The organism is Nisaea sediminum (genome assembly GCF_014904705.1).
Taxonomy (GTDB): Bacteria; Pseudomonadota; Alphaproteobacteria; order Thalassobaculales; family Thalassobaculaceae; genus Nisaea; species Nisaea sediminum.
Genome location: NZ_JACZCQ010000015.1, coordinates 11,611 through 34,913, shown reverse-complemented (window position 1 = coordinate 34,913; position 23,303 = coordinate 11,611). Strand labels below are relative to the sequence as shown.

The following is a 23,303-nucleotide window of genomic DNA, read 5'->3' as shown; positions in this document are numbered from 1 at the left end:
AGCCCGCAATGTATAAATCAGTCCTGCTCCCGGTCGATCTTGAGCACGACAGCTCCTGGCAGAAGGCCCTTCCGGTCGCCCTCGAGCTCGTCCAGAAGTTCGATGGGGTCCTGCATCTCGTGGCGGTCGTCCCGAATATCGGGATGCCGGCGCTCAGCATGTACCTGCCGGAGGATTTCGAGAAGAAGGCCCTGGAGCATGCCGCGGCACATCTTCACGAGTTCGCGATGCAGAATGTGCCGGAAAACATCCGGGGGAAGAGTCATGTCGCCCATGGCGTGATCCGGGAAGAGATCATCAAGGCGGCCGATACGCTCGACTGCGATCTGATCATCATGGCGCCCCATCGTCCTGAACTGACCGATGTCTTCATCAGTCCTGCGACGAGCTACGTGGTCACGCACACCAAGAGGTCCGTTCTCGTCGTGAGATAGCGGCGGCAGAGGGAGAGGGAGTCCGTGGACCTGGACAACCTCGTTACCACCTAACAACTGGCCGACTGGCTGGACAGAAGCGTCGACTGGATCGACGTCAACGTCCTCTCGGTCGGCAATTTCCTGCAGGCGGTGACGATCGTCACCGCCTTCGTCGCGGCCACTTTCTCGCTCCCCTTCTCGAGCGTCTGCTCGACCGCTCGGTCAAGCCGGGGGACGTGATCGCGATCTGAGACACCTTCGGTTGGATCAACACGCTCGGTGCGCGCTATGTCACGGTCATCACACGTGACGGGACCGAACACCTTATCCCGAACGAGGAGCTGATCTCCCAGCGGGTCGAGGACTGGTCCTTCTCAAATCAGCTGGTGCGGCAGAAGGTTCCGATCGGGATCGACTACGGGGCTGACGTGCACAAGCCGCGCGCGCTCATACGCCGGCAACCGCACTTTATTGATTTCTATGGGGAAAATGGTGCTGCCGGAGTGATTTGAACACTCGACCTCTCCCTTACCAAGGACGCAGAGCGCGGGGCTTAAGGTGTTGAGATTGTGCCAGATTTAGAACTCGCTGTAGCACTCTCCCCGGATTTTCCACGATTTCCGCACCCTTCCAGAGGGGCGGCGTGGGTAGTCTGTCGATCGCCTGAATGAGGTTTTCCTGCGGAACGTCGGTATAGACGCGGCTCATCTCGGTGGCGGCGTGCCCGAGGATCTGATCCTTGATATGGGCGTGCACGCCGGCGGCGACCAGGAAGGTGGAAACGCTGTGCCGGGCCGTATAGGGCGATATGTCCGTGATCCCCGTTTTCCGGCGCGCGTATTTCAGAGCGGACCCGAATTGTCCGCCCGCGTCCTCGAAATCCGGATAAGGCTCGATCCGGCCGGTGGCCTGATTGAACCGGTTGATGATGATTCCGTCGAACGTGTCGGTCAGCGCCTTCAGGATGGGCGCGATCATATGGGCGATCGGCACCCCGCGCGGCTCGCCCGTCTTCGACGCCGGTAGGGTGATCCAGCGGCCGTCATGGTTCACCTGGTGCCGCTCAAGCGTCATCAGCTCGATCGGCCGCATGCCGGTATAGAACAGGATGGTCATGTTCATTGCGTCGAGCGGCCACATGGCCGTGACGAACTCCGCCGCCCTCTGATAGGGGACCGGAAACGATCCCGTCCGCCGGCGCTCCGGCCGGTTGCGCGTTCCCTTCGCCTTGCGCGGCCGGCGCCAGTCGCGCTTCTCGCACCAGTCGTTTCCGGCGCAATGGTTCCAGACCGCAATGAAAGGGGTATAGGCCTGCCGGTTGAGCGTTTCCGGCGCGGCGGTGGGGTACAGCTCCCGGGCGGCCTTGTCGAGCGCCTTCTGGTCGATGTTGGTCATCAGCGTGTTGTGGAAGTACCCGATCAGGCCGCTCCACTTGCCGGTCTCTTCGTCCAGCCTGCCGAGGAACCGGGGGCTTCCACCTTCTTCGAGGTATGACAGCGCGCCCTGCATGAAGCTTACGGTGCTGCGCTTGCCGTGGACCGATTGCGTAAGGAGCTCGTTCTCCCTCTGGATCCTGATCTCTTCCGCGATTTCGGGTCGGTCAGTGCCTGTAGTTTCGAAGACGTTGAGGCCCCGGACGGTCCCGCGGAGGTAGAGGTTCCTTGACTTCCTGACTTTGACGACCTTGAGCGGCATCGCATTGCCTCCACGAGAGCTTCGATATCTTCCGGAAAGAACCGCTTGTTGCGGTCGGAATTCGGGTCCGGAAGGCAGTAGAACGGAAATTCAGTGATCAGCGTTTTGAACGAGTCCTTGCCGAGCCGGAGATGCCGGCGCGCCTCTTCCGCGGTCATGGGCTGAACAAGGGATTCCGTCATTGGCGCGCAAGCCATGCTTTGGTGGAAGGCCGCCGGAACGTCGGCTTGGCATCCGGTCTTTCGGTTCTATCGCATAAGACCGTTTCACCCGCTCGTTGTGCCGAGTAGAAGGGGCGATCAGGAGGGGCCACCTCAAGCATCGTCACTCCTATCGCGCTCACATTGAAGTCGGCATGCGAGAAACGGTCCGGACACGCTTCGTGCACCCAAACTTTCTCGCCAATCCATTCGTCCGGAACCTTCCACCATCCGCGCTGGAATAGTACGGTCCCGTCTTTCCGGACGCGCCGGAGTCCTCCGAGGAGATAGCCGTCGGGCGCCTTTATGTCGTTATCGCGGATCATCTGAAAGTTCCGGGGTTGCTATCATCTCTGGTGCCGCCGGCGGCCCGGATCCGTTGCATGGCAGCGACGAAATCCCGCCGCTCCAGAACGGTGGCGCCGTGCTTGATCGCAACCGCGCGTCTGGTCAGGCAAACGTCGTAATGCGGGAAGGACCGCGGCTGGAACCATTCGCGGCGCATGCCGATCCGCTCCGCCATCGCGTGCAGCTCGTCCAGCGTGTCCGCGATCATGTGGCACATGATCATGCGGCGAAACCGGTTCCGGGCCGTGTCCAGATAAACTGGCATCAGGCGACCTCTTCCTTCAGTTCGCCGTTCTTCTGCTTCGCGACGACAGGCTGATCGTCACCGCACGCGGGGCAGGCAAAACCTTTCTTAGCGATCCTCCCAAATGTCGCCATGCTCATGGGCAGGTAGGCGATCGGCCAGCAGTGCGCACAAGCGCGGCACTTCGCCCACAGGGGCGTCTTTTCTCCGGCGGTGGCAATTGGGCCGACCGAGCCGGGCTCCCAACCGTTGGCGACCTCGAGCAGGACGTCCGCATGACACGGCCGGTCCGTCGGGCACCAGCAGACCAGGTCCTTGCCGCGCAGGTCGCGGGCAGCCTCCACCCTGATTTCAGCCACCCGGTGGTGGTCCATGGCGAGGCCAGCGCAGCGCAAGCCCGGTACCGGCGGCTCTTCGGTGGCGGCGTCCGGATCCGTGATCACGTCGCGGTAGGCCTGCGCCGCGACGACCGGGTCATCGTGCCGGTACGGGTTGCCCCATTTCGTCGGCCGACCGACATAGACCGCGCCCTCGGGCATCTTCCAACCCTTCGTGCGCTGCCGCTGAATCCTCTTAGGGCGGGGCTGCATCAGTCCTCACCCTCACCATCATCATGGCGATCGCGGCGCGTAAGGCGCGGCAGATCGTATTCGGTCACCGGGGCGGCGGCGTTGTAGCGATCGCCGAACGCCCGTGCGAGGTGTTCCGCGCACGGTGTAAGGCAATAGATCGCCCCGCCGCCGTAGAACTGCGTCATCTTCGGGCTCTCCCCTTCGCCTTCGTAGATGTCGACGCGCAATAGGTTCGCCCCGGCGATGGTCTGCTCTCCGACCTTCCCGCCGATTTTCCGGTGGCCCATCAGTTCCACGATGGCCCAGGATTCGAATGTCTCATTCTCGCTCACTTCGGTCTCCTCTTCAGGCTCTCGGCGATCCGCCGGCGCCCCCATGCCACGAATGCGTCTTTCCGGCAGTGGCTGCAGGGGATGTTTTCCCTGAGGCCGCACGAACGGCCGGTAAATTTGCAGTTCGCGCATCCGCCCGGCCGTTCCGGCTCCGGCGGCGGGGCGGATTTTCTTGGCCGCCCCCGGCGGGCTCGTTTTGCCGGGCGGGGTACCGGGACCACCAAGGAGATTCCGAGATAGTCTTCCGCGCTGCGGCCGTAGACCGGTACTCCATCGATTTCGCCTGTCCGCGGGTCCATGGGGGCATCTGTGGCCGGGCCTAAGTGGCCAGTTCGGCCCGGGCCTTTTCCGACAGCGCTGCGATCGCGGCTTTCTTTTCCGCGATGTGAGCCTCGATGATCGGCTTCGCCAGTTTCCAGGGGACGTTAAAAAGCTGGTGCCCGTTGTTGCCGTGAGGAACTCCGAGTGTCAGCCCATCTCGAATCCGGCCGAACGCATAGCGGATGTCCGGCACCTCACGCTTGCTCACAGCCTCGGTGATTTCCGCCAGCAGCTTTTCGGCCGTCTCGACCTCGCGGTAGGCCAGCGCGATATCCATCGCGGTTTGCATCTCGATATTGCTCATGAGGGTTCTTTCTCCATTGGCGGGGGATCAGAAAGGAATCGCTTCGACATCATCCTGATGATCATCGTGACGATGATCCCCCGCGGCTTTGCCGATCACGATCACGTCGTCCGGGTGGACCGGGACGCTGAAATCCTTGCCGTCTTCGATGAAGTGGACGTAATGCCGGTGGGATTTCGGGTGAACGACGGTTCCGGTCATGCCGCAGGCGCGGATTCGGTCGCCCGGCGAAACCTCGAGGCCGTAGTAGCCGCGCACGTAGTCATAGGCGTCGTCGGGCCGCCGCGCGGGTAGCAGGAAGGCCCGGCACCGCCGCTTGAAATCCAGATAGGTGATGTCCTCGTCGACCTCGCGGTAATCCCGCCACGCGCGGCAGATAGCCATCTCGCGGGACCGGCCGACCTGGGTGGTCGTATGCTCGCCGTTCTTGAAGCGGACCAGCACCTGATATTCGCGCGCCGGGGCGGTGGGAGCGTTACACATCGCCACGCTCCTCGGCCGGAACGCCCATGTAAAGCAAGTCGCGAACCCGCTCTCGCTCGCTGTCAGATTGCTGCCGCGCGCGCAACCACTCCTCCGTGTCATCGCTCCAGAACTCGGCGGCGTCGGATTCGAGCAACGGGACTTCGGAAGGATTGTGGTTGAACTGCCTGCCGCCGCGCGCGTGGGTGCAGATCCTCACGGCTTCATCGCGCGTGTAGCGGCCGGCATCTTCAAGCTTGGCGCGGTAGCCCGACCGGTTCGGACCCCACCAGGCGCGGTGTTCGTTCGACCAGATCACATAGCATCCGGTCTCTGCCGATGTGGTGGGCGCGTCCGGCACAATTACGTCTTCGCCGTCGAAGATACGGTCGATTACCTTTGCTCGAATGGCGGCGATAGCGGCACTCAGGTAATCCGCGCGCTCGTCGTCTTCGAACACACCGTCGCCCTTGGGCTTCGCCGTATAGACGGTTTCGCCGCCGCACTCGCCGAAGTCGGCGCGGAACTCGCCATGTCGGAGCCGGAGGTAGCCCACCTGGTTTTTCCCGAGAAACACGTCGTATTGCTCCGGGTTGGCGCTGCAGGTTTTCACAAGGTCAAAGCCGTCGATGTTCATCACACGCCCTCCTCGTCCGGTATCGCTTCCGTACCGACCGTCACGCGCTCCCATGCGACGCTGAGAAAGGCTCCGAGGTTCTCGCCTGCGATCATCGTGTCGCGGCCGTGTCCGTCTTCGCGGCCGCGCCTGATGACCTTCCCGAAGAACAGTTTCTTGCGCTCGAGGCCGGTCAGCCAGTAGCCGCAGCAGAGGATCCAGTTCTCGTGGTCGACGTCCTCGCCGCAGTCGGAAAGCGACGGCACGTTCCGGTGGTCCATCATCCGGACGCCCCAAGGGTTGTAGCCGTGCACCAGGTACTGCATGCAGCCGAGGATCCGGCGGTTGACCGGAAGGGAGTCCGCTATCGATCGCATGCGCGGCAGGGTGACCTTCGTCATCTTGTCGAAGTCCGACATCGGCGCGCTCATGCCGCACCCGCCGCGGCCGTGCCTTCGGCCTCGTCGCGGATCCTCGCCTGCGCGGCCAGCTGGTGATCGTGCTGCATCTCGTAATACCGGGAGAGCGCAATAGGTTCGGCGTCCGCCGGCGCCCCGCCGGGCTCGCCTGTGGCGTTCAGCGGCACGAAAATGATGATCTCATCGCAGAGCCGTTGGGCGCCGACCTGGAGCATCAGGAAACCGTTCCCTTCGGGCCGGATGACCGCGCGCGCCTCGTGCGGGACCGTCTGCCCGATCAGGTTGAAGAATTCGCCCTTCGAGGCCGCCCTCATCTCCCGCACCAGCTTCCGGCCCCAATCTGTTTTCCGCAGCGGTGCGTAATAGGCCTTGCCGCCGTCGCTCCAGACCTTGCGGTAACCCTCCGGCGCCGGTCCGTCGAAGCTGAAGGCGTAAAGGCGGTGGTGTTTCGTGCAGTAGCCGCTGGCGCCAATACGGTCGCGCAGCGCGTTCGCCTTCGCATAGAACGCCTCAAGTATCCCGAAGGCCGCGCGCGCGGCTTCCAGGGAGCGGCCCTTGGCGATGAAATAGGCGTAATCCTCAATGCTCATGACGAACTCCCGATGTTCCGGTTGATACGGTCGGCCTCGAGCCGGGCGGCGTGGCCGGCGACGGCGATCAGGGCCTCGGACGCGCAGCCGCCGCATATGGCGCCCTCCCCGCCTTCCCTCGCCGCGACGTCGCGGTCGGGCGCTCCCGGCCGTCCGCAGAGCGCGCAGCGGCGCTTGTGGCGGGTCCCGGGGCCGATCACGGCGACGGGGCCGGTGGGGGTGGCGGTATCTGTCATTGCGGCCGCCTAGACCTCGAGCCAGGCGTTGGCGATGTCCCGCCGCAGCACATTGTCGATGCCGTAGCTGTCGAGTGTCTTCAGCAGCGCCTTGCCCGGGCGCGTGCGCTGCAGGTCCGGCCCGAAGCCGAGAGCGACCAGCATGGCGGCCGCATAGCGGCATTCGCCGGTGCTCGCGTATTTGCGGAAGCGGGACAGCGCCGCAAGCTCGAAGCCGGTCAGAAGCGTGCGAACCATGTGAATGGGCGTTTCAGGCTGGATCCTTTGACCGGTGGCCCGGGTAAGGATGCTGGCGCCGTTGTCGGAGATCTCCGCCCACGCTGCCGCTGCGGCAGCCTCCGTAGCGGCGTCGGTTTCCTGTGTCAGCATCGAGGTTGCTCCTTCATTTTGGCGGTGGCGGCGGCTTCCATTTCGCGGTGCAGGTCCGTCGCGGCGCTATGGCCCCGCCGCCATGCCGCGGCGCGTTCCGGGTCGGCCGGGCACTCGCCCGGCTTTCGGTTGCCGTAGATTCCGGCGGTGGCGTCGCGGAACCCTTCCGTGAAATCACGGAGGCGGGTTTCGCCGTTGCCTGCCCGCTCCGCAGTTTGCGCGGTGCCGAGTTTCGACTGGAGGCGCCACGCGGCGCTCTGGGCCCGCTTCAGTTCGGCGCGACGTCTAGGGCCGCCGGTCATTGGCCGCCTCCCGGCATCGGCACCGGGCCGATCCAGACGAAGCCGTCAAGGGACTGGCTTCGCTCTACTCCGACAACGAAGGCGCGGAACCTGTCGCGGCTCGTTGGGTCGACGGTGTTCAGCACGACCTGGACGCAGTCGATGCTGTCCGATGGGGTCAACTCGTCGCCGTCGCGCGTGCCGTCAGTGGCGACGCGCCATTTCGCGAAGTACCAGCCCTCGGCGGTGGGGATGAAGGCGGTCATCTCACATCCCCAACAGGTGGGGAGGGCGGAAAGACGGGTTGCCCGGGTTGCGCAGCGCCAACCGCCAACGCAGGCAATATTCCCCCGCTGCGGCTTCATAGAGCGTGTCTCCGTTGCTCATGCGTATGGCAACGCGTTCGTAAATTCGGAAACCCGGTAAATCGAGAACGCTCGCAAGGGGCATCCAGTCGAGCGCGAGCCTCGATGCCTCGATAATCCGTTTGCCTTGCCCTTCGATGGCAAGCTCAAGGCGTTCATAGAAATCTTCTGAAAGGATGGAATCCATCACGCGCCCCCGGATCCGGCCCGCGCGGAGTTATCCGATTGTGGCGCGTTCAGCCACAAGGCCTCGTTCAGTCCGACGCGCATTTTCTCGATCAGCAAAACCTCGCTGTTCGCCATTTCCTCGATATCGTCCATCGACGCGAACCGGGTGACGTTTTTGTTTTTGTCGAATAGCTCGAGAAATTCATCGACAGCTGCCTTGAGCGCGTCGTTGCGCTTAATGGAGGAGAGGGCGGCGCCAAGGTCTTCCGTTTGCACGGTGACACGAGATTTCTTTCGTGCGCTCGCCAAGGCATAGGCGGTGGTCAGTTGCTTTATCGTCTTCCCTGCGCTCATGACTGCGCCCCCATTCCAGCCTGCGCGGTGGCGGCCGGGTGTTTGGCGCGCAGCATCTGCAGCAGATCCCGCGCGCCGTCGGTGATGTCGTTCCTGGAGCGGCGGCCGGCGGCGCAATCGAGGAAAAGGCGGTGGGCCCGGGTCAGTGGGACGTCATCCCGGACGCAATCCCGGCACGTGACCAGTTCGCGGCGGAAGAGTTCGAGAAGTTCTGACTTCATGCTTTCGCAGGCTGGTGGACCGGGGCGCTGCGCCTTTGCCAAGGGATCTGACGTTTTGCCAAATCCGCGCACGTCCCGGCCCGTTGCCTTCCCTCTGGTGTTGCCGCGCGGCGGGTGACGTCCGCCGCTTCACGGGGCGCTCTAGGCGCTCACGAGGGAAAAATATTCAAATGATTTGAAATGTGCAACAGAAAAATTCAAGTAATTTGAATTATCGGATTATTCGCTTAAGGATTCAACGAGAAGGGAGCGGTACTTGGAGAGGATCGCATGTTGGGACACTGTTATGACGTCGAGGGGCTCGGCATCCATGGCTTGAATGATTTTCTCAATCTTGGGGCGAAGCTGGCAGGCGCACGCGGGGCACGTTCGGGAAATATCCTTGTCCGGCACTATCTTCTCCCTGTGCGTATTTTTTTACGCATTCAATAATTGAATTAATTGCGAAAACTGATCGATAAGGTCATAGTTATCTACACACGCCGTGGTGTCAATGGAGATATCATTGGTTAATCAAAGATCGAATAGGCGGCATCAGCTTGACGCGATTTTGGCAGAGATGGCGCAGGACATTCAGGCGGAAGTCGAACGCCGCGAACTTTCCCCGCGCGACCTGGCGGATATGGCAGGGCTGTCGGAGGGGTCGGTTCGGGGTGTTAGAAAGCCCGGCTGGAAGCCGTCCCTGAAAACAACTCTTAAGTGCGATGAGGCCCTGTTCACCGGGGACCCCTTGCCGCACCAGAAGCGGTTCATGCTGCCGGTCGATGTTGGCGAAGTCCGCAGGCGCGCCATTGCGGTCGACAAGCAACAAAGGCGCGCTGCATATCTCAATAAGATAGTCATGCGGCCAGAAGCTGTCGCGGCGATCGAGCCGCTTCAGCTTGGGCCGGCGGCCAGTTACCTCCGTGACAGAAGGAACGGCGACAACCTCCGCGAGACCGTCGCGATTCTTAAGGCTCTCGCACCGAACTGCGCCACGCACTTATTCGTCGCCGATGGCCCGCCGGAAGATTGGTTTGCGGAGATATGGGACAGATCAACGGGCTATTTGGGAGGGCAGGATTTGACCGGTATGAGGGTCAACCAAAATCCGGACCCTCTTTATGTCGAAAGCATGGCGCGGGATTATCTCTGCGCCGAGCGAACAAAGCTGCCTCAGTTCTGTATCATCGAGCGAAGCCCTCGCTCCGATCAGAGACGGTCATTCATCCGCTTTATGCAGTGCCTCAAAGACGTCGACGGTGTGAACAAGATCATCATCACCACGGCTCCGCAGCCACATGGTCTTTACCTCGACGTTGTAGGCGACCTCATGCTGAGAGGACCAGAGCAGCGTCAAGTTGTTCCATCGTCCTTCCCATGACAGGCGGTGGCGCGGAAGCTCGTGCGAATGCCGATAGCTATAGAGCCAATCCGGCAGTCCTGATTTCATAATCTCCGGAGTGGCGTGCGCCACAATGTAATCCGCCCGGTCTTCGGTGAAATACGATTCGTGCAGCGTCGTTAGATACCAAGACAAGCGCATGCCAGTCCTTATCACCCGAAGGCCGCCCCTGAAATGAAGGCGTCCGGAAAGCTTGACCGGGAGCCTGACTTTCATGGGCTCCCAACCGTGAGCCCACGGATCCCGGACCCATGCCTTTCCGTCCCTCAATTCGGTCTCATAGTCGTGGGTCTCGAACACGTTCCAGGCGATGACACCAAGGACATCGTTCGGTTCACTCGAGGGGTGAATAGCCAGAAATCTTGAGCCGGCTTGCTCGTAGTGGGCGGCCCTGAACTTCGGATGAACGAATGCCTCCCACCCGTCCATCAGGGACACGAACCGGTCCATGTCGTCCGAAAAGGTGAAATCAAGGCCGGAAGCCTGCAGCAGAAAGCGAACCTGCTCTCTAAGGGCGGCACCGTGAATGCCGACGAACCGTGACCTGTTAACCATTCAACGGTCAATAACTCCGAACCGGCTATTCGAGCAACTACCTTTCCGGTTCCGGGAGTTTGTTCTCCGCTTCGCTCAAAATCTGGGATTTTGTGAACGGCAATCCGCCAAGGTCGCCCAGATAGATCCAGTCGAGGGTAACACCGAAGGTCTCACGGATTTTAATGGCCGTATTCAACGCCGGTCGCGCATTTGCGTTGAGGTAATTGTTAATTTTCGGCGGTTCTTCGCCGATTATGCGGGCAAACTCGTTTTGCTTGTGAATCCCGTGAGCGGCCATCAACACCTTAAGCCGGCGCGAGATGGCCTCGAACGACGCATTGTCGCCTCCGGGCTTCTGGCTATTGCGGTTTGATTTTTTGCTCATGGTCCAAATGTGTTGAATTTTCAGCACGATGTCAGTTTCAGAAAAAACAATCTTGAAAAATTCAATTCATTTGAATATCGTCCATTCCCATGGAAACGGTGATCGCAAAAGTCATTGATATTCTTGGGGGGCGCGAAGCGGTTCGAGAGCGCTACGGCCAGAAGTATTTGTCTTCGATCTCCAATTGGATACGAAACGATCGTTTCCCCGAATATCTGCATCACCGAATCGCTCGGGACATGAGCGACCGCGGATACGACTTCGATCCCGAAACGAACGTTCTGGAAGCGAGGGACGCCGCATGACGCTCTCTGCACTCGCCCCCCTCAGCATTGGAGTTCGCCATGTGGAACACGGTGGCCGAAACCTTCCGGGACGCGATCTGCAACGCCCGGGACACGGTGGAGGATCTGCTGGCGGACCGGAGCGGGCGCATCCTCGCGGCCTACCTGCTCTTCGGGCTCTGCTGCGTGATCGTGGGCGGAGTGCTGATCTGGCTGCACGGGCCCGGCAGCATCGGCCCGGCCGCACTCGTCCTCGCGGCGGCCAATCTGGCCCATGCCGTCTGGACGCATTTCGACTGATCTCGCGCGAGATCCCCTACGCGCCAGTCCGGAGGTCCGCATGAGCGAAAAACATGACATGCCCGTCGTTCTGCGTTCGCCGCAGGAAGCTTTGCAGGCCTCGACAGTGCGCCCCGTCCGCGACGGCCGGTGGATGCTGCTGGATGACGGCGTGCTGCAGAGCGCTGTGGACCTTCCCCCCTCCGGAATCATGATCGGGGACAGCGCCGAAGGCGTCACGATCATGCTGCACATGGGAGGGCAGGGCAGCGGGTTCACTTTCTCTCCGCTGGCGGCGCGCCATCTGGCGGCGCTGCTCACGACCTCCGCGAAATGGGCCGAAACGGGGGAAACGGCACAGCTCATCGCCGCCGCGAAAGGGCTTGTGTCCGATGGCACCGGTAGCGGCGCCCGCGAGGGGGCGCGCACCAACCAACAGAAGATCGCCGAACTCCAGGAACGGCAGGAGCGGGCGTTCTCGAAAGAGGTCGAAGAGGCAATCCACGACCTCAAACGCTGGGACGACCGGATGGAAACAGCCCGGAAGTTCCATCTCCGAAGGAAACTGGAGCGCGCCCGCCGGAGACAGCTCCGGGGCTGGGCGAAGATTTCCGAATGGGTCTCCGACCTTTTCAGGGGGAATTTCTGATGTCCTCTACCGCCTCGAAGAGCGCCCGTGCGGCGCCCACAATATCGGTGGCCGCATCCAGGGCCGCCTTGGAATTCTCTTCCGTCACCGCGTACCCGCGCACGAGGTTCGTGATTTCCTGCGGTACTTCGATCAGCGCGCGGGACGAGGAAAGAGCGTCGCCGAGCGCGATATCGCAGATAACCCGCGAGAGCAGAGCCTCCGCCGCCGAAGTTCGTGCGCGCAATTGTCGGCTCTCCTCCATCGCGGCCTTCAGGCAATCGGACAAGTGTTCCGCTCTTTTCTCGACTTCCGAAACCCGCTCCGCGAGATCCGCAAATTCGTCGGCCAGTTCGTTTCTGGGCATCGTCCGTCCCCTCCGCTCCAATCCATCCGCACGCGATGGTAGCGGTGGCGGATCGATCGCGAAAGCCGGAGGTTGTCATGGCTGACCGCATGACAAACGACGTCGTCATGATCCCGCGCGGCGAGCTCGAAATGCTCCTCGAGGTCGCCCGCGCCGCCCGCCGGTACGAACGGCGGTCCCACAACGCCGGTGGCGTCGGGACGGCGCGCGATGCGCGCAAAAGCCTGCTTGAGGTGGTGGAGCGCTGCGGCGACCCGGCGAAAATGCGGGCGGCCGCGGTGCTAGACGGGGGGTCCTGTTCTTCTGTCACGAAACCGCAAGTGGCGACGCCCGATCCGGTTTTCAATAGCACCGTGCATTCGGCCCCCGCCGCGATCTGCGAAGCCTATCAGCGGCGGCAGGACCTCGGCGCATACGGGCGGAGGGGCCGGTGATGAGCACGGAATCCCTCCTCGCCTTCCTCCTCCGCCGGGCGCTGACGAAGCTGCATCCGGCCATGAAAGGCTCCCCGCCGGTGGAGCGGGGCTTCGTGTGGAAGGCGCAATATGCCGTCGGAGATCCGAAGCCTATCTGGGCCAAGTACCCGCTTGGCGCCCGCCCGGCGGTCCGCCCCGGGTCCGGCGAAGTCCGCGACGTCTCGAAGGCCGACGAAATTCTTCAGGAACTCCGGGCCGTGCGCCGGGACATCAATGGGTTGCGCGGCGAGTACGGCGCGCAGCGCAAGCTTATACGCGGAGGTTCGCGTGGCTGAAATCCTCCCCTTCCCGATCACCGGAAACCCGGACCTTGCGGCGCGCGACGGCGACGCGGGGAACGCGGTCCCGTTCTGCAATTACGTGAATTCGCGCGAGGATGTTTACGCGCGATCAGGCCGGCCCCAGCATCCGGCCGAAGGGCGCCCCCCGTCGGTGGGGTTTCCTGGGCTTCCGAGGCCCGAATCCTCCCTGTTCAACTTCGACCCGGCGCCGCCTTTTGCGAGAACCGGCGCCGGGTCGCCCTTTACGGGGAGCCCCGCCTGGCTGAAGGCGCTGGACTATGCGGCGGTGGTTACCGGGCTGTTTCTGTTTTCCTTCCTCGGGATCCTCACGGACCCGCTTTTCTTCCTCGGGCTCGCGCCTGTGGGCCTGTTCGGGCTCTGGCGGTACCGGTGGGCGCCCGGCGACGACGCGCCGGAGGATCCGGCATGAAGGCGCTGACCATTCATCAGCCGTGGGCCGATGCGATCGCATACGGCCACAAGCCGGTGGAAAACCGCAGCTGGCCGACCTCCTATCGCGGGCCGCTGCTGATCCATGCCGGGCTGACCTGGAGCGACGACGGGGCGGCCTTCATCCGCCGGATGCTCCCGGCCGCCGATGCGGAGGCGCTTATCACCGCGGCTCTCAAGCGCCGTGGCGGCTATGTCGGCCGGGCGATCCTCTCCGACTGCGTGCGGAACTTTCTCAGCCCGTGGTTCGTCGGGCCGCGCGGTTTCGTCCTGACGAACGCCGAAGCCTTCCCGGCGGCGGTGCCGGCGCGCGGCCACCAGGGCCTCTTCCATGTCCCGCAAGACGTTTGCGACGCGCTGCCCCTGCCGGTGGCGAAGGGGGAAGCATGAACGCGCACGCATACCCGGCGCGCCTGGTGGTGGCTATGAGGCCCTATCTGACACGCCGAGCGGCCGTTCCCGTGTTTTGCCGGGTGTCCCTGTTCGTATCCGGGGTCCTGGGGGCCTCGCCGGGCCTCACGGCGTCCCTGATGGAAATGGGCCTGTCGGTTGTCGCGGCGTATCCACTGGCGGTCGTTCTTTGCGCCATCGGTATGTGGTGGATCATTTCGGAGGCGATCAAGCGCATTTAGGCGCCCCGCCTCGTCGCAACAGGCTCGCGGTCCGGTGGAAACCCGGCGCGGGCCTTAAGCGGTAGGAACGGCTGGTCGGCCCGCCTTGGTTCCGGGGCGGGGTGACAGGGCGCCACCAGATATACCGGCGGAGTCCGTGCCAAGACAGTCGCACTGGTCACTATCGGCGCTCCGGGTCACGCGCCGGCCGTTCCTGCCGACACACGAACAGAGGGAGAGTTGCATGCCGCGTTACATCCAGTCACCGCATCAGCTCGGGCGCTTTGAGAAGATCCCCGTGGCGGAATCGCCGGTACCGGTCGACCTGATCACCGGCCCCGGCGGCGTACAGATGAAGCATCTCGGAATTATTGACGGCGTCGCCTGCTATTGGGCCGAGCCGGGCAAGTTCGAGAAGCCGGGTATCCACTATTGGGACGGCGTGAAGCTGTCCTATTCGCCGCCGCGGCGCGAGTTCGGCGAGGAAGCGGCACGGATCGCGGAACGGCTTCTGGCCGGAACATCGGCGGCGGCTGCCGCCTGAAGGTGTGGCTGCTGGCGCGGTTAGCCGGGTCAGCGTTCCTGCGGGGCGGCAGATTAGACACCCGCCGCCCCGCAGACCAAAACGAAGAGGTAAACCCTGAAATGGCCCGAATCTATCTAGCGTCCTCTTGGCGAAACGAGATGCAGCCCCGCCTGGTCGAGGTCCTGCGGATGGCCGGTCACGAGGTCTATGACTTCCGTAACCCGTTCAATGGAGTTCCCGGATTCGCATGGTCTGAGCTTGATCCGAATTGGAAATTCTGGACGGCGGAAGAATATCGCCAGCAACTGCTGACGAGCCCAATCGCCGCGCGGGGATACCAGTCCGACATGCGCGGAATGGAGTGGGCGGATACATGCGTGTTGCTCCTGCCGTGCGGGCGTTCCGCGCACCTCGAGGCGGGCTGGTTTTGCGGGCGCGGGAAGCGCTGCATCATCCTCACCCGCGACGGTGAGGAGCCGGAACTTATGGCTCTCATGGCAACCGAGATATGCGTGTCGGTGGATGATCTACTGGACACGCTCAATCCCGGAAAGACATCCCGCGACTTTTATGACCGCAAGCGCGCCGAACGGGCGCTGGAAACTGCCATGGAGGCGGCGGGCACCGACTGACCGGCGCACCGTGTCCCGACGGCCCCGCGCGGCTTCGGCCGGTGGGGCTTAAGGGGTACCCGAAGACTCTCGGGAGATGGGGAAACTCAACGTCAACCAAGGAGAATGGGAAATGAAAAAAGTCCTTCTCGGCATCGGCTTTGCCGCCGCCTTCGCGCTGCTGATCGTCCCGCTTATCGGCGGGTTCAGTCCGGCGCCGCATGAGCGGGTGGAAATCGGAAGCCTCCTCACCTTCGACCTGCTCGACCTGGCTGCGGTGGAACGACCGGCCGAAGACGACGCCGCGGCGGTGACCGTCGCGGCTCTGAATTCGGCGAGCGTCCAGGGCCTCGGTTCGGCCGTCACCTACCGGCACGCCTATGTCGTGACCGCGTCCGCCGCGCCGGAGGTCGCGCGCGTCACCGCAACCAAGGCCTGACGCTTGAAGGACTGCTTTTCGTGAGGGGTCCGGCGGGCGCCGGGGCCGCAGAAAGTGACCCGCCCGCCGGTTTCTCAATAATCCCGCCTTTTCAGTCTCTTCGCACTCCGTCGCCGGTAGCCAGTCCGGAGCGGAGTTTAAGGCCGTGCAAGCCCCGCCTCGTTCGGGGCGGTGTCACGGACCCCGAGGAGACGCATCGTGACCATCGGACACAACACAGTCGCGGCTGACCAGCTGCGCTCCTATGTCGAGCGCATCGAACGCCTGATCGAAGAAAAAGAGGCCATCGCGGCGGACATCAAGGATGTCTACGCCGAGGCCAAGGGCAACGGTTTCGCGCCGAACATCATCAAGGCCGTGGTCAAGATCCGGAAGATGAAGCCGGAAGACCGGAAGGAAGCCGAAGGGCTGCTGGCCACCTACCTGCACGCCCTCGGCATGGAATCCAACCTGCCGCTGTTCAAGTTCGCGGGCCTCGCGTCGATCGATACGGCCGTGCGCGAGCAGGTCATCGAAGCGATGAAAGATCTGGTTCCGCCGTTCGAGGCCGGCGACATCACCGTCAACATGGGCGGAAAGCCCTTCCGCCTCTGGCGGGACAAGGACCAGGCGGTGCAGGTCGAAGAGGTCGCCCCCCGCCCGGTGCGCGATGATCCGGCACCGACGCCGAGCGTTCGGCGGAAGAAGGACGTCCCGGACGTTGACGATTCCGGCGCCTTCGAGCTCGGCAAGGAATATGCCCGGGGCAACCGGCCGGTGATCGACAACCCGTTCCCGGCCGGGGATTCCCGGCGCGGCAAGTTCGATGAAGGCTGGCGCGCCGAAACCGGCTCCGACGGCATGGGTCCCGACGGGGGCGAGTGATGCGGGGCCAAACGCCACAATTATCCGATTTCGGCCGGCTGCTGGAACCGAGCGAAGCGCTTGAGCCCATCCTCGCGAAACCTGTCCGCGCGGCGCTTATCGAATGGCTGACCGAAATCTGGGCCGGTGAGGAGCTCGAAGCGATCGGCGTGAAGCCGCGGCAGCGCGCGCTTTTCGACGGCCCGCCGGGTGTCGGCAAGACAACGCTGGCGCACCATCTGGCCGCGCGCCTCGGGATGCCGATGCTTGCGGTCAGTCCGGAGCGGATCATCGACAAGTATGTGGGCTCCACGGCGCGCAATATCGGCGACCTCTTCGACGCCCTGGAAGCGGAAGGGGAACCGGTTGCCCTTTTCTTCGATGAATTCGACGCCATTGCGATCCAGCGCAAGCGCGCAGAACAGGGCGCGGACGAAGAGCGTAACAGTTTCGTCAACACCCTCCTTCAGCGCGTGGAACGCCACGAGGGCATTCTTATCGCCGCGACCAACTTCGGGGAACACATCGACCAGGCCATCTGGCGGCGGTTCGATATTCACATCAACCTCGACCTTCCGGGCCAGTTCGAGCGCGAACGGATCCTTGCGCGCTACCTGGAGCCGTTCGGCCTCCCGAAGGGGCCGCTGGCCGCGCTGGCGGAAGCCTTGGAGACCGCCTCGCCCGCCCTCATCCGGTCTTTCTGCGAAAACCTGAAACGCCAGACGGTGGTCGGGCCGAAGGTCGGCTGGCCCATGGGTAAGCGGGACGTCATCGGGCGCCTGCTCGCCTCGATCCAGCCTCACCCGGACATCGGAAAGCCCCGGCTCTGGAGCCTCGGCGAAAAGGACAGCGCGGTGGACCACCTGCCGTGGCCGCTGCCCCGCGCCGACGAAATCACCGAAGAGCCGGAGCCCGATACGGCGCCCGGTACCGGCAACGTGCTCGAGCTACGGAGGAAGCCATGAAGTCCAACACGCCGAGCCTGACCGTGCGCGCGCTCGAGCGCGAATGCCTCTCGATGCTGAACAAAGTTGACGCGCAAGTCGGCGATGGCCGGGAGGCGGTGGTCGATGACTTCCACCTGGTCGGTGCCTTCATGGCCTCCCCGGTCACCGAAGCGGTGCAGCGCCGGGCGATCGAGGTCCACGCTCGCCTTTCCGACGGATACCAGCTGATCAGCGGAGGGGCGAAGCCGTGAACATCAACGAGCGCCTGAACCTTCCCCCAACGCCGGAGGTGGGGGCCAAGTACCGATACGAATTTCACGCCCACGTTCCCGCGGGCTTCGAATTTCTCGATCTGAAAAACCGCCCGGGCCAGTTCCGCATGGCCATTGCAACCCGCCTCCTCACGCTTGCCGCACGGGTCGGAGGCGCCCCGGCCGGGCTTTTCGGGTTCTGGGTCGAGCGCGCCGCGCCCGCCCACAAGCGGGCCGCTTGCGACGCCTGCCAGCGCTGTTTCGCCATTTTCCGTTCCAGCTCGGTCGAAGACGTTTATCTCGACCTTGTCGACCGGGCGGTGGCGTCACCGACGGAAACCTCCGGAGGCACCCCATGACGAAGATCGAATGGACGCATCGCCCCGGCACCGCGCCGAAGACCTGGAACCCTGTTGCGGGTTGTTCCGTGATCTCCCCGGGCTGCACGAACTGCTACGCGATGGATATGGCCTACCGGCTTCAGGCCATGGCCGACGCGCACGAGCGCAAGACCGGGGAACCGGGCCCGCTCGCCCACTATTGCGGCTTGACCGAAATGAGCAAGGGCGGGCCGGTCTGGACAGGCGAGGTCGCTCTCGCGCCGGAACACAAACTTGACGAACCGCTGCGGTGGAAGAAGCCCTGCACCGTCTTCGTCAACAGCATGTCCGACCTGTTCTACGAGGGCATGCAAGACGACTGGATCGACCGTGTGTTCGCGGTCATGGCGCTTTGCCCGCAACACACCTTCATCATCCTCACCAAGCGCGCCGACCGCATGCGCGCTTATATCGGCGACCGGTGGGCGCACAAGTCCGCCGCGGCGGAACGCATCGGCTACCGCATATTGGAGCGCATGGGCGAAGAGGAAGTGGCCTATCCGTCCCATTGGGCACCGACGGCCTCCGCCCTGATCCACGGACCGACCCCGAATGTCCCGGGCGTCATGTTCCCCCGGCCGGATGTATGGCCGCTGCCGAACGTCTGGCTCGGGGTCAGCGTCGAGGACCAGCCTCGCGCCATCCGCGTTCTGGACCTCCTCGCGACGCCGGCGGCGGTGCGTCTCGTCTCGGTCGAGCCAATGCAGGGGCTGGTCGACCTGACCCGTATTGATGACGGAGAGCGGGACGGTACGCATCTGCATTTCAACGCGCTGAACGGTCTCGCACACGACGGTCACCAGTCCATCACCGGGATATTTGATCAACCTGACCGGAAAATCGATTGGGTCATCTGCGGTGGGGAATCAGGCCCCGACGCCAGTCCTATGCACCCGGATTGGGCGCGCTCGCTCTGCGACCAATGCGACGACGCCGGAACCCCGTTCTTTTTCAAGCAATGGGGCGAGTGGCTGCCGCGGGAGCCGGAGGGCGGCCCGATGTGGGGTTCCCAGGCGAGTCAATCGGTGGACCGGCACACGCTGTTCCCGTCCGACATGGAAAACGCCCCGGGGTGGAACGACGGGCTCTCTTTCGTCGCCGCCGGTGAGGACCACGCCATATTCCAGAAGGTCGGAAAGCACGCCGCCGGGCGCCTTCTCGACGGCCGGGAATGGTCCGAATTCCCGCGCACCGATTCCGCAGGTGCGTCATGACGGCGGCCGCGAAGAACATCTGGACGCCCGACAAGGTCGAAGGCCTGCGCCAGCTGGTGACGGAAGGCAAACTTCCCGCCGCCCGGATCGCCGGCCGCCTCGGCCTCACCCGCAACCAGGTCATCGGGAAGATCCATCGGACGCCGGACCTCAAGAAGGCATTCAGCGCAAGCCGCGGTATCGCCGCGCCGCCCTGCCGCCATGAAGCTGTTTCCACGAAGGTCGAACACGGCCCCGGGCACCTATCGCGCCTCGGGCGGAACCAATGCCGGTGGCCGCTCTGGATTGAGCGCACCGACGCCGAATTCATGCATTTCTGCGGCCACAAGACGATGGCCGGTAAACCCTACTGCAATGCGCACCAGGCGCGCGCGTCCGGCGGTTTCTCGAACTGGATGCCGTCATGACCTGGAACCACGAAATGCGGGCGGCTGTGGCGCGCTTCGCGGCGGAAACGACCCTCTCGACGGCGGCCATAGGCGCCGAAATCGGCAAGTCAAAGGATGCCGTCATCGGCTTCCTGCACCGGAATGAGGACATCTGGCGGACCTTCCGGCTTCGCCGCGGCCTCACGGTACCGCCGCCGGGGCCGTCCGAGGATCCCTACAGGGCATTCCTTGAGGCCAAGATCCGCATGGCGGACTTTCACGGCTTCGATATTGGCCCGGAAGACGTCAACCCGATCCTGAAGCCGCACCAGGTCGCGCTGGTCATCTGGGCGGTCAAGGGCGGCCGCCGCGCGATCTTCGCCGCCTTCGGGCTCGGCAAGAGCCTTATCCAGCTGGAAATCATCCGGATCGTTTCCGAATATCTCGGCGGGCGCGGCCTGATCGTCGCGCCGCTCGGTGTGCGGGCGGAGTTCCTTCGCGACGCCGAACTGCTGCGCACCGGCAATCACCCGGACATCACCGACGAGCAGCGGGAAGCGCTGCGCAAATGGCGGGAATGGCGGCCGGACCGGCTTTGCCATATCACCTTCATTCGCTCGATCGAGCAGGCCCGGGACGGTGGGCTTTATCTCACGAACTACGAGACAGTGCGCGAGGGCAAGCTCGACCCGGCCGACTTCGTGGTGACCTCCCTGGACGAAGCGAGCGTGCTCCGGTCCTACGGGTCAAAGACCTTCCAGACCTTCCTGCCGCTCTTCGACGCTGTCCCGTTCCGTTTCGTCGCGACCGCGACACCCGCGCCGAACCGGTACAAGGAACTGGTGCATTACGCCGGCTACCTCGGGGTGATGGATACCGGGCAGGCCCTCACCCGCTTCTTCAAGCGCGACAGCAAGAAGGCAAACAAGCTGACGCTGTTCCCGCACAAGGAACAAGAGTTCTGGCTCTGGCTCGCCAGTTGGGCCGCCTTCGTCGCGAAACCCTCCGACCTCGGCTTCAGCGACGAGGGATACGACCTTCCGCCGCTCTCGGTGGTGGAACACGAGGTCACCCGCGACGTGATCCGCTACGAGTTCGAACGGGACGGGCAAGGCCGCCTGATCGAGGACGCGGCGGTGGGGGTGGTCGACGCGGCGCGAGTGAAGCGCGAAAGCATCCCCGCCCGGGTTGCCGAGATGGTGCGGATCCTTGAGGCCGCGCCGGCGGATCATTTCATTCTCTGGCACGACCTCGAGGCGGAGCGGCATGCGATCGCAAAGGCGGTCCCGTCCGCCGTCAGCGTCTACGGCTCGCAGGACCTCGAGGATCGGGAAACGGCAATCGCCGATTTCTCGGACGGCCGAAGCCAGTACCTCTCCGCGAAACCGATCATCGCCGGCAGCGGCACCAACCTGCAGCGGCACTGCCACAAGGCCGTGTTCGTCGGCATCGGGCACAAGTTCAACGATTTCATCCAGTCCATTCACCGGATCCAGCGGTTCCTGCAGCGGCACCCCGTCGAGGTGCACGTGATCTTCACGGAAGCGGAACGGGAAACCTGGCGGGATCTACAGCGCAAATGGTCCGACCACGAAAGGATGGTGGAGAAGATGACGGAGATCGTCCGCAAGTACGGCCTCAATCAGTTGGCCATGGCCGAAGTTCTCAGCCGCTCCATCGGCGTCGATCGCATCGAAGCCGCCGGCGACGCCTGGCTCTTCGCTAACAACGACTGCGTCGAGGAAACCAAGGCGATGGACACGAATAGCGTCGACCTGGTGGTGACCTCGATTCCGTTCTCGAACCATTACGAGTACGTCGCGTCCTACAACGATTTCGGTCACACCGACGACAACGGGCATTTCTGGGGCCAAATGGACCACCTGACGCCGGAACTGCTCCGGGTCATGAAGCCCGGCCGGATTGCCTGCATCCACGTCAAGGACCGGATCCTGTTCGGGAACGTCACCGGCTACGGCCGGCCGACCGTGAGCCCGTTCCACGCCGAGGCGATCTTTCACTATCAGCGCCACGGATTCCTCTTCATGGGGATGATCACGGTGATCACCGACGTGGTGCGGGAAAACAACCAGACCTACCGCCTCGGCTATACCGAGATGCGCAAGGACGCCACGAAGATGGGCGTCGGGTCGCCGGAATACGTCCTGCTCTTCGCGAAGCCGCAAAGCGACCTCTCGAAAGGGTACGCGGACCAGCGGGTGGCGAAGTCGGCGGAGGATTACAGCCTTGCCCGGTGGCAGGTCGACGCCCACGCCTTCTGGCGGTCCAGCGGCGAACGGCTGATGACGCCGGACGAACTCGCCCGGCTCGGTCCCGACGCTCTCGCCAAGGCCTTTACCGAGTGGAGCCTCAAAGGGGTCTACGACTACGAGGCGCATGTCCGGATCGGCGAAGCGCTCGAAGCGCGCGGGGCCCTGCCCTCGTCCTTCATGTCGCTCGCCCCGGGCAGCGCGGACCCGGACGTCTGGCACGACGTGAACCGCATGCGGACGCTGAACGGCGCGCAGGCCGCCAAGGGCCGCGAAATGCACGTCTGTCCGCTCCAGTTCGATATCGTGGACCGGCTCATAGAGCGGTACTCCGCCAAGGGTGAGCTCGTGTTCGATCCGTTCGGCGGGATCGCGACCGTTCCGGTGAGGGCGCTCAAGCTCGGGCGCCGCGGCCGGGCGGTGGAATTGCACCACCAGTATTTCCTGGACGGCGTGAGCTACCTGCAGGCCATGGAACGCAAGGTCCAGACGCCGGGCCTGTTCGACGTGATCGAGGCGGAAGCGGCGGTGGGGGGACGCGCGGCATGAGCCAGAACACGTCTTCCGCCGTCATGGCGCAGCGGCACGAGCCGAACGACAGCCTCGAATTCTTCCCGACGCCGCCATGGGCAACGCGGGCGGTGGTTCGATGGCTGAACCGGCACGGTCAGATTGGCCCTTCCATGACAGCCTGGGACCCGTGCAGCGGGCGCGGGCACATGGTCCGTCCGCTTCGCGAATATTTCCGGGAGGTTCGGGCTTCCGACGTTTTCGATCACGGCGCCGGCGCGGAAGTTGAAGACTTCCTCTTCCCGGGCGCGGAGCCGCGCGGCGAAGACTGGATATTCTTCAATTTTCCTTTCCGGCTTGGGCTGGAATTCATCACACGGGCGCTCTCGTTCGAAAGCGTCGGCGTGGCGGCGCTCGCCCGTACCGCGTTTCTCGAAGGGGGCGGGCGTTTCGAGGGCCTTTTCAAGGTCAGCCCTCCGTCGGTGATCCTGCAGTTCGCCGAGCGGGTCATCATGGCGAAAGACCGCTGCCGGGATCCGGCGCTCCCCTATTGGGACGCCGAAGCCGGGCGCAAGAAGAAGCCGAGTACCGCGACCGCCTATTGCTGGATCGTCTGGTTTCCGCCGCCGCGTCCGGCTGAGACGAAGTTCGACTGGATTCCGCCCTGCCGGCGGGACCTCGAATGCCCGGGCGATTACGACCCGAGCGAACAACCCCCTGAGAAATCCGGATTGATCAAGGAGGACTGA

At 63.6% G+C, this 23,303-nt stretch carries 40 protein-coding genes, 1 tRNA gene and 1 pseudogene; 23 read left to right on the top strand and 19 right to left on the bottom strand.

Annotated features, from left to right (window positions below; genetic code table 11):
- Positions 1–8 precede the first annotated feature (8 nt).
- Together IG122_RS22820 and IG122_RS24230 are read left to right on the top strand one after the other, a co-directional pair.
- The gene (locus IG122_RS22820) at positions 9–434 is read left to right on the top strand and encodes a universal stress protein (protein ID WP_193188874.1); all 426 of its coding nucleotides are present in this window, start codon (positions 9–11) and stop codon (positions 432–434) included.
- A 248-nt stretch (positions 435–682) separates the two neighbouring features.
- The gene (locus IG122_RS24230; RefSeq protein ID WP_319024959.1) at positions 683–928 is read left to right on the top strand and encodes a mechanosensitive ion channel domain-containing protein; all 246 of its coding nucleotides are present in this window, start codon (positions 683–685) and stop codon (positions 926–928) included.
- Here IG122_RS24230 and IG122_RS22810 read toward each other — a convergent pair.
- From IG122_RS22810 to IG122_RS22730, 17 genes and pseudogenes are all read right to left on the bottom strand, one after another.
- Positions 907–1,006 (bottom strand) — tRNA-Thr (locus tag IG122_RS22810). The two genes, IG122_RS24230 and IG122_RS22810, sit on opposite strands and share 22 nt — an antisense overlap.
- Before the next feature lie 151 nt (positions 1,007–1,157).
- Positions 1,158–1,490 (bottom strand): annotated as a pseudogene (locus tag IG122_RS24580) (hypothetical protein); the annotation flags it as partial.
- A 1,143-nt stretch (positions 1,491–2,633) separates the two neighbouring features.
- The gene (locus IG122_RS22800) at positions 2,634–2,924 is read right to left on the bottom strand and encodes a DUF4031 domain-containing protein (protein WP_193188873.1); all 291 of its coding nucleotides are present in this window, start codon (positions 2,922–2,924) and stop codon (positions 2,634–2,636) included.
- The gene (locus IG122_RS22795; protein WP_193188872.1) at positions 2,924–3,493 is read right to left on the bottom strand and encodes a DUF4326 domain-containing protein; all 570 of its coding nucleotides are present in this window, start codon (positions 3,491–3,493) and stop codon (positions 2,924–2,926) included. Before IG122_RS22795 ends, IG122_RS22800 begins: the two co-directional genes overlap by 1 nt.
- On the bottom strand, positions 3,493–3,939 hold the full coding sequence (locus tag IG122_RS22790; RefSeq protein WP_193188871.1) for a hypothetical protein: 447 nt from the start codon (positions 3,937–3,939) through the stop codon (positions 3,493–3,495). Before IG122_RS22790 ends, IG122_RS22795 begins: the two co-directional genes overlap by 1 nt.
- Positions 3,940–4,126: 187 nt before the next feature.
- Positions 4,127–4,432: a hypothetical protein gene (locus IG122_RS22785; protein ID WP_193188870.1), complete on the bottom strand. Its 306-nt coding sequence runs from the start codon at positions 4,430–4,432 to the stop codon at positions 4,127–4,129.
- A gap of 27 nt (positions 4,433–4,459) precedes the next feature.
- The gene (locus IG122_RS22780; protein ID WP_193188869.1) at positions 4,460–4,915 is read right to left on the bottom strand and encodes a hypothetical protein; all 456 of its coding nucleotides are present in this window, start codon (positions 4,913–4,915) and stop codon (positions 4,460–4,462) included.
- On the bottom strand, positions 4,908–5,531 hold the full coding sequence (locus tag IG122_RS24220; protein WP_226893875.1) for a hypothetical protein: 624 nt from the start codon (positions 5,529–5,531) through the stop codon (positions 4,908–4,910). Before IG122_RS24220 ends, IG122_RS22780 begins: the two co-directional genes overlap by 8 nt.
- A complete protein-coding gene (locus IG122_RS22770; protein WP_193188868.1) occupies positions 5,531–5,941 on the bottom strand; it encodes a hypothetical protein in 411 nt (136 codons plus the stop codon). Before IG122_RS22770 ends, IG122_RS24220 begins: the two co-directional genes overlap by 1 nt.
- Positions 5,938–6,519 (bottom strand): hypothetical protein, encoded by a 582-nt coding sequence (locus tag IG122_RS22765; RefSeq protein WP_193188867.1) that lies wholly within the window; start codon positions 6,517–6,519, stop codon positions 5,938–5,940. Before IG122_RS22765 ends, IG122_RS22770 begins: the two co-directional genes overlap by 4 nt.
- Positions 6,516–6,755: a hypothetical protein gene (locus IG122_RS22760; protein WP_193188866.1), complete on the bottom strand. Its 240-nt coding sequence runs from the start codon at positions 6,753–6,755 to the stop codon at positions 6,516–6,518. Before IG122_RS22760 ends, IG122_RS22765 begins: the two co-directional genes overlap by 4 nt.
- Positions 6,756–6,764: 9 nt before the next feature.
- Positions 6,765–7,124, bottom strand: a complete 360-nt coding sequence (locus IG122_RS22755) for a GNAT family protein (protein WP_193188865.1) — start codon at positions 7,122–7,124, stop codon at positions 6,765–6,767.
- A complete protein-coding gene (locus IG122_RS22750) occupies positions 7,118–7,426 on the bottom strand; it encodes a hypothetical protein (RefSeq protein WP_193188864.1) in 309 nt (102 codons plus the stop codon). The genes IG122_RS22755 and IG122_RS22750 overlap by 7 nt, the downstream gene beginning before the upstream one ends.
- Positions 7,423–7,671: a hypothetical protein gene (locus IG122_RS22745; RefSeq protein WP_193188863.1), complete on the bottom strand. Its 249-nt coding sequence runs from the start codon at positions 7,669–7,671 to the stop codon at positions 7,423–7,425. Before IG122_RS22745 ends, IG122_RS22750 begins: the two co-directional genes overlap by 4 nt.
- 1 nt (position 7,672) lies before the next feature.
- Positions 7,673–7,957, bottom strand: a complete 285-nt coding sequence (locus tag IG122_RS22740) for a hypothetical protein (RefSeq protein ID WP_193188862.1) — start codon at positions 7,955–7,957, stop codon at positions 7,673–7,675.
- Positions 7,957–8,292: a hypothetical protein gene (locus tag IG122_RS22735; RefSeq protein ID WP_193188861.1), complete on the bottom strand. Its 336-nt coding sequence runs from the start codon at positions 8,290–8,292 to the stop codon at positions 7,957–7,959. The genes IG122_RS22740 and IG122_RS22735 overlap by 1 nt, the downstream gene beginning before the upstream one ends.
- On the bottom strand, positions 8,289–8,513 hold the full coding sequence (locus IG122_RS22730) for a hypothetical protein (RefSeq protein WP_193188860.1): 225 nt from the start codon (positions 8,511–8,513) through the stop codon (positions 8,289–8,291). The genes IG122_RS22735 and IG122_RS22730 overlap by 4 nt, the downstream gene beginning before the upstream one ends.
- A gap of 505 nt (positions 8,514–9,018) precedes the next feature.
- Between IG122_RS22730 and IG122_RS22725 the strand changes: the two genes are divergently transcribed.
- Positions 9,019–9,876, top strand: a complete 858-nt coding sequence (locus IG122_RS22725; protein ID WP_193188859.1) for a hypothetical protein — start codon at positions 9,019–9,021, stop codon at positions 9,874–9,876.
- 423 nt (positions 9,877–10,299) lie between these two features.
- Positions 10,300–10,440 carry a hypothetical protein gene (locus IG122_RS22720; RefSeq protein WP_193188858.1) on the top strand — a complete coding sequence of 47 codons (141 nt, stop codon included), beginning with the start codon at positions 10,300–10,302 and terminating at the stop codon, positions 10,438–10,440.
- 49 nt (positions 10,441–10,489) lie between these two features.
- Here the strand turns inward: IG122_RS22720 and IG122_RS22715 are convergent, their stop codons facing one another.
- The gene (locus IG122_RS22715) at positions 10,490–10,846 is read right to left on the bottom strand and encodes a helix-turn-helix domain-containing protein (RefSeq protein ID WP_193188857.1); all 357 of its coding nucleotides are present in this window, start codon (positions 10,844–10,846) and stop codon (positions 10,490–10,492) included.
- A gap of 62 nt (positions 10,847–10,908) precedes the next feature.
- On the opposite strand from IG122_RS22715, the gene IG122_RS22710 reads away from it, so the two are divergent.
- The 3 genes from IG122_RS22710 to IG122_RS22700 are packed head-to-tail and all read left to right on the top strand — an operon-like array spanning position 10,909 to position 12,031.
- A complete protein-coding gene (locus IG122_RS22710; protein ID WP_193188856.1) occupies positions 10,909–11,124 on the top strand; it encodes a hypothetical protein in 216 nt (71 codons plus the stop codon).
- A 39-nt stretch (positions 11,125–11,163) separates the two neighbouring features.
- On the top strand, positions 11,164–11,403 hold the full coding sequence (locus IG122_RS22705; protein ID WP_193188855.1) for a hypothetical protein: 240 nt from the start codon (positions 11,164–11,166) through the stop codon (positions 11,401–11,403).
- Positions 11,404–11,443: 40 nt separating this feature from the next.
- A complete protein-coding gene (locus tag IG122_RS22700; protein ID WP_193188854.1) occupies positions 11,444–12,031 on the top strand; it encodes a hypothetical protein in 588 nt (195 codons plus the stop codon).
- Here IG122_RS22700 and IG122_RS22695 read toward each other — a convergent pair.
- Positions 12,015–12,377, bottom strand: a complete 363-nt coding sequence (locus tag IG122_RS22695) for a hypothetical protein (RefSeq protein WP_193188853.1) — start codon at positions 12,375–12,377, stop codon at positions 12,015–12,017. The two genes, IG122_RS22700 and IG122_RS22695, sit on opposite strands and share 17 nt — an antisense overlap.
- A 77-nt stretch (positions 12,378–12,454) precedes the next feature.
- On the opposite strand from IG122_RS22695, the gene IG122_RS22690 reads away from it, so the two are divergent.
- The 16 genes from IG122_RS22690 (at position 12,455) to IG122_RS22615 (ending at position 23,303) form a co-directional block, all read left to right on the top strand.
- Entirely contained in the window at positions 12,455–12,811 is a 357-nt protein-coding gene (locus tag IG122_RS22690; RefSeq protein ID WP_193188852.1) for a hypothetical protein, read from the top strand.
- Positions 12,811–13,128, top strand: a complete 318-nt coding sequence (locus IG122_RS22685) for a hypothetical protein (protein WP_193188851.1) — start codon at positions 12,811–12,813, stop codon at positions 13,126–13,128. The genes IG122_RS22690 and IG122_RS22685 overlap by 1 nt, the downstream gene beginning before the upstream one ends.
- The gene (locus IG122_RS22680) at positions 13,121–13,564 is read left to right on the top strand and encodes a hypothetical protein (RefSeq protein WP_193188850.1); all 444 of its coding nucleotides are present in this window, start codon (positions 13,121–13,123) and stop codon (positions 13,562–13,564) included. Before IG122_RS22685 ends, IG122_RS22680 begins: the two co-directional genes overlap by 8 nt.
- Positions 13,561–13,974: an ASCH domain-containing protein gene (locus IG122_RS22675; RefSeq protein WP_193188849.1), complete on the top strand. Its 414-nt coding sequence runs from the start codon at positions 13,561–13,563 to the stop codon at positions 13,972–13,974. The genes IG122_RS22680 and IG122_RS22675 overlap by 4 nt, the downstream gene beginning before the upstream one ends.
- The gene (locus tag IG122_RS22670; protein ID WP_193188848.1) at positions 13,971–14,216 is read left to right on the top strand and encodes a hypothetical protein; all 246 of its coding nucleotides are present in this window, start codon (positions 13,971–13,973) and stop codon (positions 14,214–14,216) included. The genes IG122_RS22675 and IG122_RS22670 overlap by 4 nt, the downstream gene beginning before the upstream one ends.
- 223 nt (positions 14,217–14,439) lie before the next feature.
- Entirely contained in the window at positions 14,440–14,739 is a 300-nt protein-coding gene (locus IG122_RS22665; RefSeq protein WP_193188847.1) for a hypothetical protein, read from the top strand.
- A 140-nt stretch (positions 14,740–14,879) separates the two neighbouring features.
- A complete protein-coding gene (locus IG122_RS22660; RefSeq protein ID WP_226893874.1) occupies positions 14,880–15,353 on the top strand; it encodes a hypothetical protein in 474 nt (157 codons plus the stop codon).
- 112 nt (positions 15,354–15,465) lie between these two features.
- Positions 15,466–15,771, top strand: a complete 306-nt coding sequence (locus IG122_RS22655) for a hypothetical protein (RefSeq protein ID WP_193188846.1) — start codon at positions 15,466–15,468, stop codon at positions 15,769–15,771.
- Between the two features lie 198 nt (positions 15,772–15,969).
- The gene (locus tag IG122_RS24525) at positions 15,970–16,635 is read left to right on the top strand and encodes a DUF2312 domain-containing protein (protein WP_319024956.1); all 666 of its coding nucleotides are present in this window, start codon (positions 15,970–15,972) and stop codon (positions 16,633–16,635) included.
- Positions 16,635–17,579 carry an ATP-binding protein gene (locus IG122_RS22645; protein WP_193188845.1) on the top strand — a complete coding sequence of 315 codons (945 nt, stop codon included), beginning with the start codon at positions 16,635–16,637 and terminating at the stop codon, positions 17,577–17,579. The genes IG122_RS24525 and IG122_RS22645 overlap by 1 nt, the downstream gene beginning before the upstream one ends.
- Positions 17,576–17,812, top strand: coding sequence for a hypothetical protein (locus IG122_RS22640; RefSeq protein WP_193188844.1), 237 nt, complete (start codon positions 17,576–17,578; stop codon positions 17,810–17,812). The genes IG122_RS22645 and IG122_RS22640 overlap by 4 nt, the downstream gene beginning before the upstream one ends.
- Entirely contained in the window at positions 17,809–18,171 is a 363-nt protein-coding gene (locus tag IG122_RS22635) for a hypothetical protein (protein WP_193188843.1), read from the top strand. The genes IG122_RS22640 and IG122_RS22635 overlap by 4 nt, the downstream gene beginning before the upstream one ends.
- Positions 18,168–19,406, top strand: a complete 1,239-nt coding sequence (locus IG122_RS22630; protein WP_193188842.1) for a phage Gp37/Gp68 family protein — start codon at positions 18,168–18,170, stop codon at positions 19,404–19,406. Before IG122_RS22635 ends, IG122_RS22630 begins: the two co-directional genes overlap by 4 nt.
- Positions 19,403–19,813, top strand: coding sequence for a GcrA family cell cycle regulator (locus IG122_RS22625; protein WP_193188841.1), 411 nt, complete (start codon positions 19,403–19,405; stop codon positions 19,811–19,813). The genes IG122_RS22630 and IG122_RS22625 overlap by 4 nt, the downstream gene beginning before the upstream one ends.
- A complete protein-coding gene (locus IG122_RS22620) occupies positions 19,810–22,593 on the top strand; it encodes a DNA methyltransferase (protein ID WP_226893873.1) in 2,784 nt (927 codons plus the stop codon). Before IG122_RS22625 ends, IG122_RS22620 begins: the two co-directional genes overlap by 4 nt.
- Positions 22,590–23,303: a methyltransferase gene (locus IG122_RS22615; RefSeq protein WP_193188840.1), complete on the top strand. Its 714-nt coding sequence runs from the start codon at positions 22,590–22,592 to the stop codon at positions 23,301–23,303. The genes IG122_RS22620 and IG122_RS22615 overlap by 4 nt, the downstream gene beginning before the upstream one ends.

Coding starts and splice junctions, on each gene's coding strand:
- IG122_RS22820 (WP_193188874.1), top strand. CDS start 9: ATGTATAAATCAGTCCTGCTCCCGGTCGATCTTGAGCACGACAGCTCC.
- IG122_RS22800 (WP_193188873.1), bottom strand. CDS start 2,924: ATGCCAGTTTATCTGGACACGGCCCGGAACCGGTTTCGCCGCATGATC.
- IG122_RS22795 (WP_193188872.1), bottom strand. CDS start 3,493: ATGCAGCCCCGCCCTAAGAGGATTCAGCGGCAGCGCACGAAGGGTTGG.
- IG122_RS22790 (WP_193188871.1), bottom strand. CDS start 3,939: ATGCGCGAACTGCAAATTTACCGGCCGTTCGTGCGGCCTCAGGGAAAA.
- IG122_RS22785 (WP_193188870.1), bottom strand. CDS start 4,432: ATGAGCAATATCGAGATGCAAACCGCGATGGATATCGCGCTGGCCTAC.
- IG122_RS22780 (WP_193188869.1), bottom strand. CDS start 4,915: ATGTGTAACGCTCCCACCGCCCCGGCGCGCGAATATCAGGTGCTGGTC.
- IG122_RS24220 (WP_226893875.1), bottom strand. CDS start 5,531: ATGAACATCGACGGCTTTGACCTTGTGAAAACCTGCAGCGCCAACCCG.
- IG122_RS22770 (WP_193188868.1), bottom strand. CDS start 5,941: ATGAGCGCGCCGATGTCGGACTTCGACAAGATGACGAAGGTCACCCTG.
- IG122_RS22765 (WP_193188867.1), bottom strand. CDS start 6,519: ATGAGCATTGAGGATTACGCCTATTTCATCGCCAAGGGCCGCTCCCTG.
- IG122_RS22760 (WP_193188866.1), bottom strand. CDS start 6,755: ATGACAGATACCGCCACCCCCACCGGCCCCGTCGCCGTGATCGGCCCC.
- IG122_RS22755 (WP_193188865.1), bottom strand. CDS start 7,124: ATGCTGACACAGGAAACCGACGCCGCTACGGAGGCTGCCGCAGCGGCA.
- IG122_RS22750 (WP_193188864.1), bottom strand. CDS start 7,426: ATGACCGGCGGCCCTAGACGTCGCGCCGAACTGAAGCGGGCCCAGAGC.
- IG122_RS22745 (WP_193188863.1), bottom strand. CDS start 7,671: ATGACCGCCTTCATCCCCACCGCCGAGGGCTGGTACTTCGCGAAATGG.
- IG122_RS22740 (WP_193188862.1), bottom strand. CDS start 7,957: ATGGATTCCATCCTTTCAGAAGATTTCTATGAACGCCTTGAGCTTGCC.
- IG122_RS22735 (WP_193188861.1), bottom strand. CDS start 8,292: ATGAGCGCAGGGAAGACGATAAAGCAACTGACCACCGCCTATGCCTTG.
- IG122_RS22730 (WP_193188860.1), bottom strand. CDS start 8,513: ATGAAGTCAGAACTTCTCGAACTCTTCCGCCGCGAACTGGTCACGTGC.
- IG122_RS22720 (WP_193188858.1), top strand. CDS start 10,300: ATGAACGAATGCCTCCCACCCGTCCATCAGGGACACGAACCGGTCCAT.
- IG122_RS22710 (WP_193188856.1), top strand. CDS start 10,909: ATGGAAACGGTGATCGCAAAAGTCATTGATATTCTTGGGGGGCGCGAA.
- IG122_RS22705 (WP_193188855.1), top strand. CDS start 11,164: ATGTGGAACACGGTGGCCGAAACCTTCCGGGACGCGATCTGCAACGCC.
- IG122_RS22700 (WP_193188854.1), top strand. CDS start 11,444: ATGAGCGAAAAACATGACATGCCCGTCGTTCTGCGTTCGCCGCAGGAA.
- IG122_RS22695 (WP_193188853.1), bottom strand. CDS start 12,377: ATGCCCAGAAACGAACTGGCCGACGAATTTGCGGATCTCGCGGAGCGG.
- IG122_RS22690 (WP_193188852.1), top strand. CDS start 12,455: ATGGCTGACCGCATGACAAACGACGTCGTCATGATCCCGCGCGGCGAG.
- IG122_RS22685 (WP_193188851.1), top strand. CDS start 12,811: ATGAGCACGGAATCCCTCCTCGCCTTCCTCCTCCGCCGGGCGCTGACG.
- IG122_RS22675 (WP_193188849.1), top strand. CDS start 13,561: ATGAAGGCGCTGACCATTCATCAGCCGTGGGCCGATGCGATCGCATAC.
- IG122_RS22670 (WP_193188848.1), top strand. CDS start 13,971: ATGAACGCGCACGCATACCCGGCGCGCCTGGTGGTGGCTATGAGGCCC.
- IG122_RS22665 (WP_193188847.1), top strand. CDS start 14,440: ATGCCGCGTTACATCCAGTCACCGCATCAGCTCGGGCGCTTTGAGAAG.
- IG122_RS22660 (WP_226893874.1), top strand. CDS start 14,880: ATGCAGCCCCGCCTGGTCGAGGTCCTGCGGATGGCCGGTCACGAGGTC.
- IG122_RS22655 (WP_193188846.1), top strand. CDS start 15,466: ATGAAAAAAGTCCTTCTCGGCATCGGCTTTGCCGCCGCCTTCGCGCTG.
- IG122_RS22645 (WP_193188845.1), top strand. CDS start 16,635: ATGCGGGGCCAAACGCCACAATTATCCGATTTCGGCCGGCTGCTGGAA.
- IG122_RS22640 (WP_193188844.1), top strand. CDS start 17,576: ATGAAGTCCAACACGCCGAGCCTGACCGTGCGCGCGCTCGAGCGCGAA.
- IG122_RS22630 (WP_193188842.1), top strand. CDS start 18,168: ATGACGAAGATCGAATGGACGCATCGCCCCGGCACCGCGCCGAAGACC.
- IG122_RS22625 (WP_193188841.1), top strand. CDS start 19,403: ATGACGGCGGCCGCGAAGAACATCTGGACGCCCGACAAGGTCGAAGGC.
- IG122_RS22620 (WP_226893873.1), top strand. CDS start 19,810: ATGACCTGGAACCACGAAATGCGGGCGGCTGTGGCGCGCTTCGCGGCG.
- IG122_RS22615 (WP_193188840.1), top strand. CDS start 22,590: ATGAGCCAGAACACGTCTTCCGCCGTCATGGCGCAGCGGCACGAGCCG.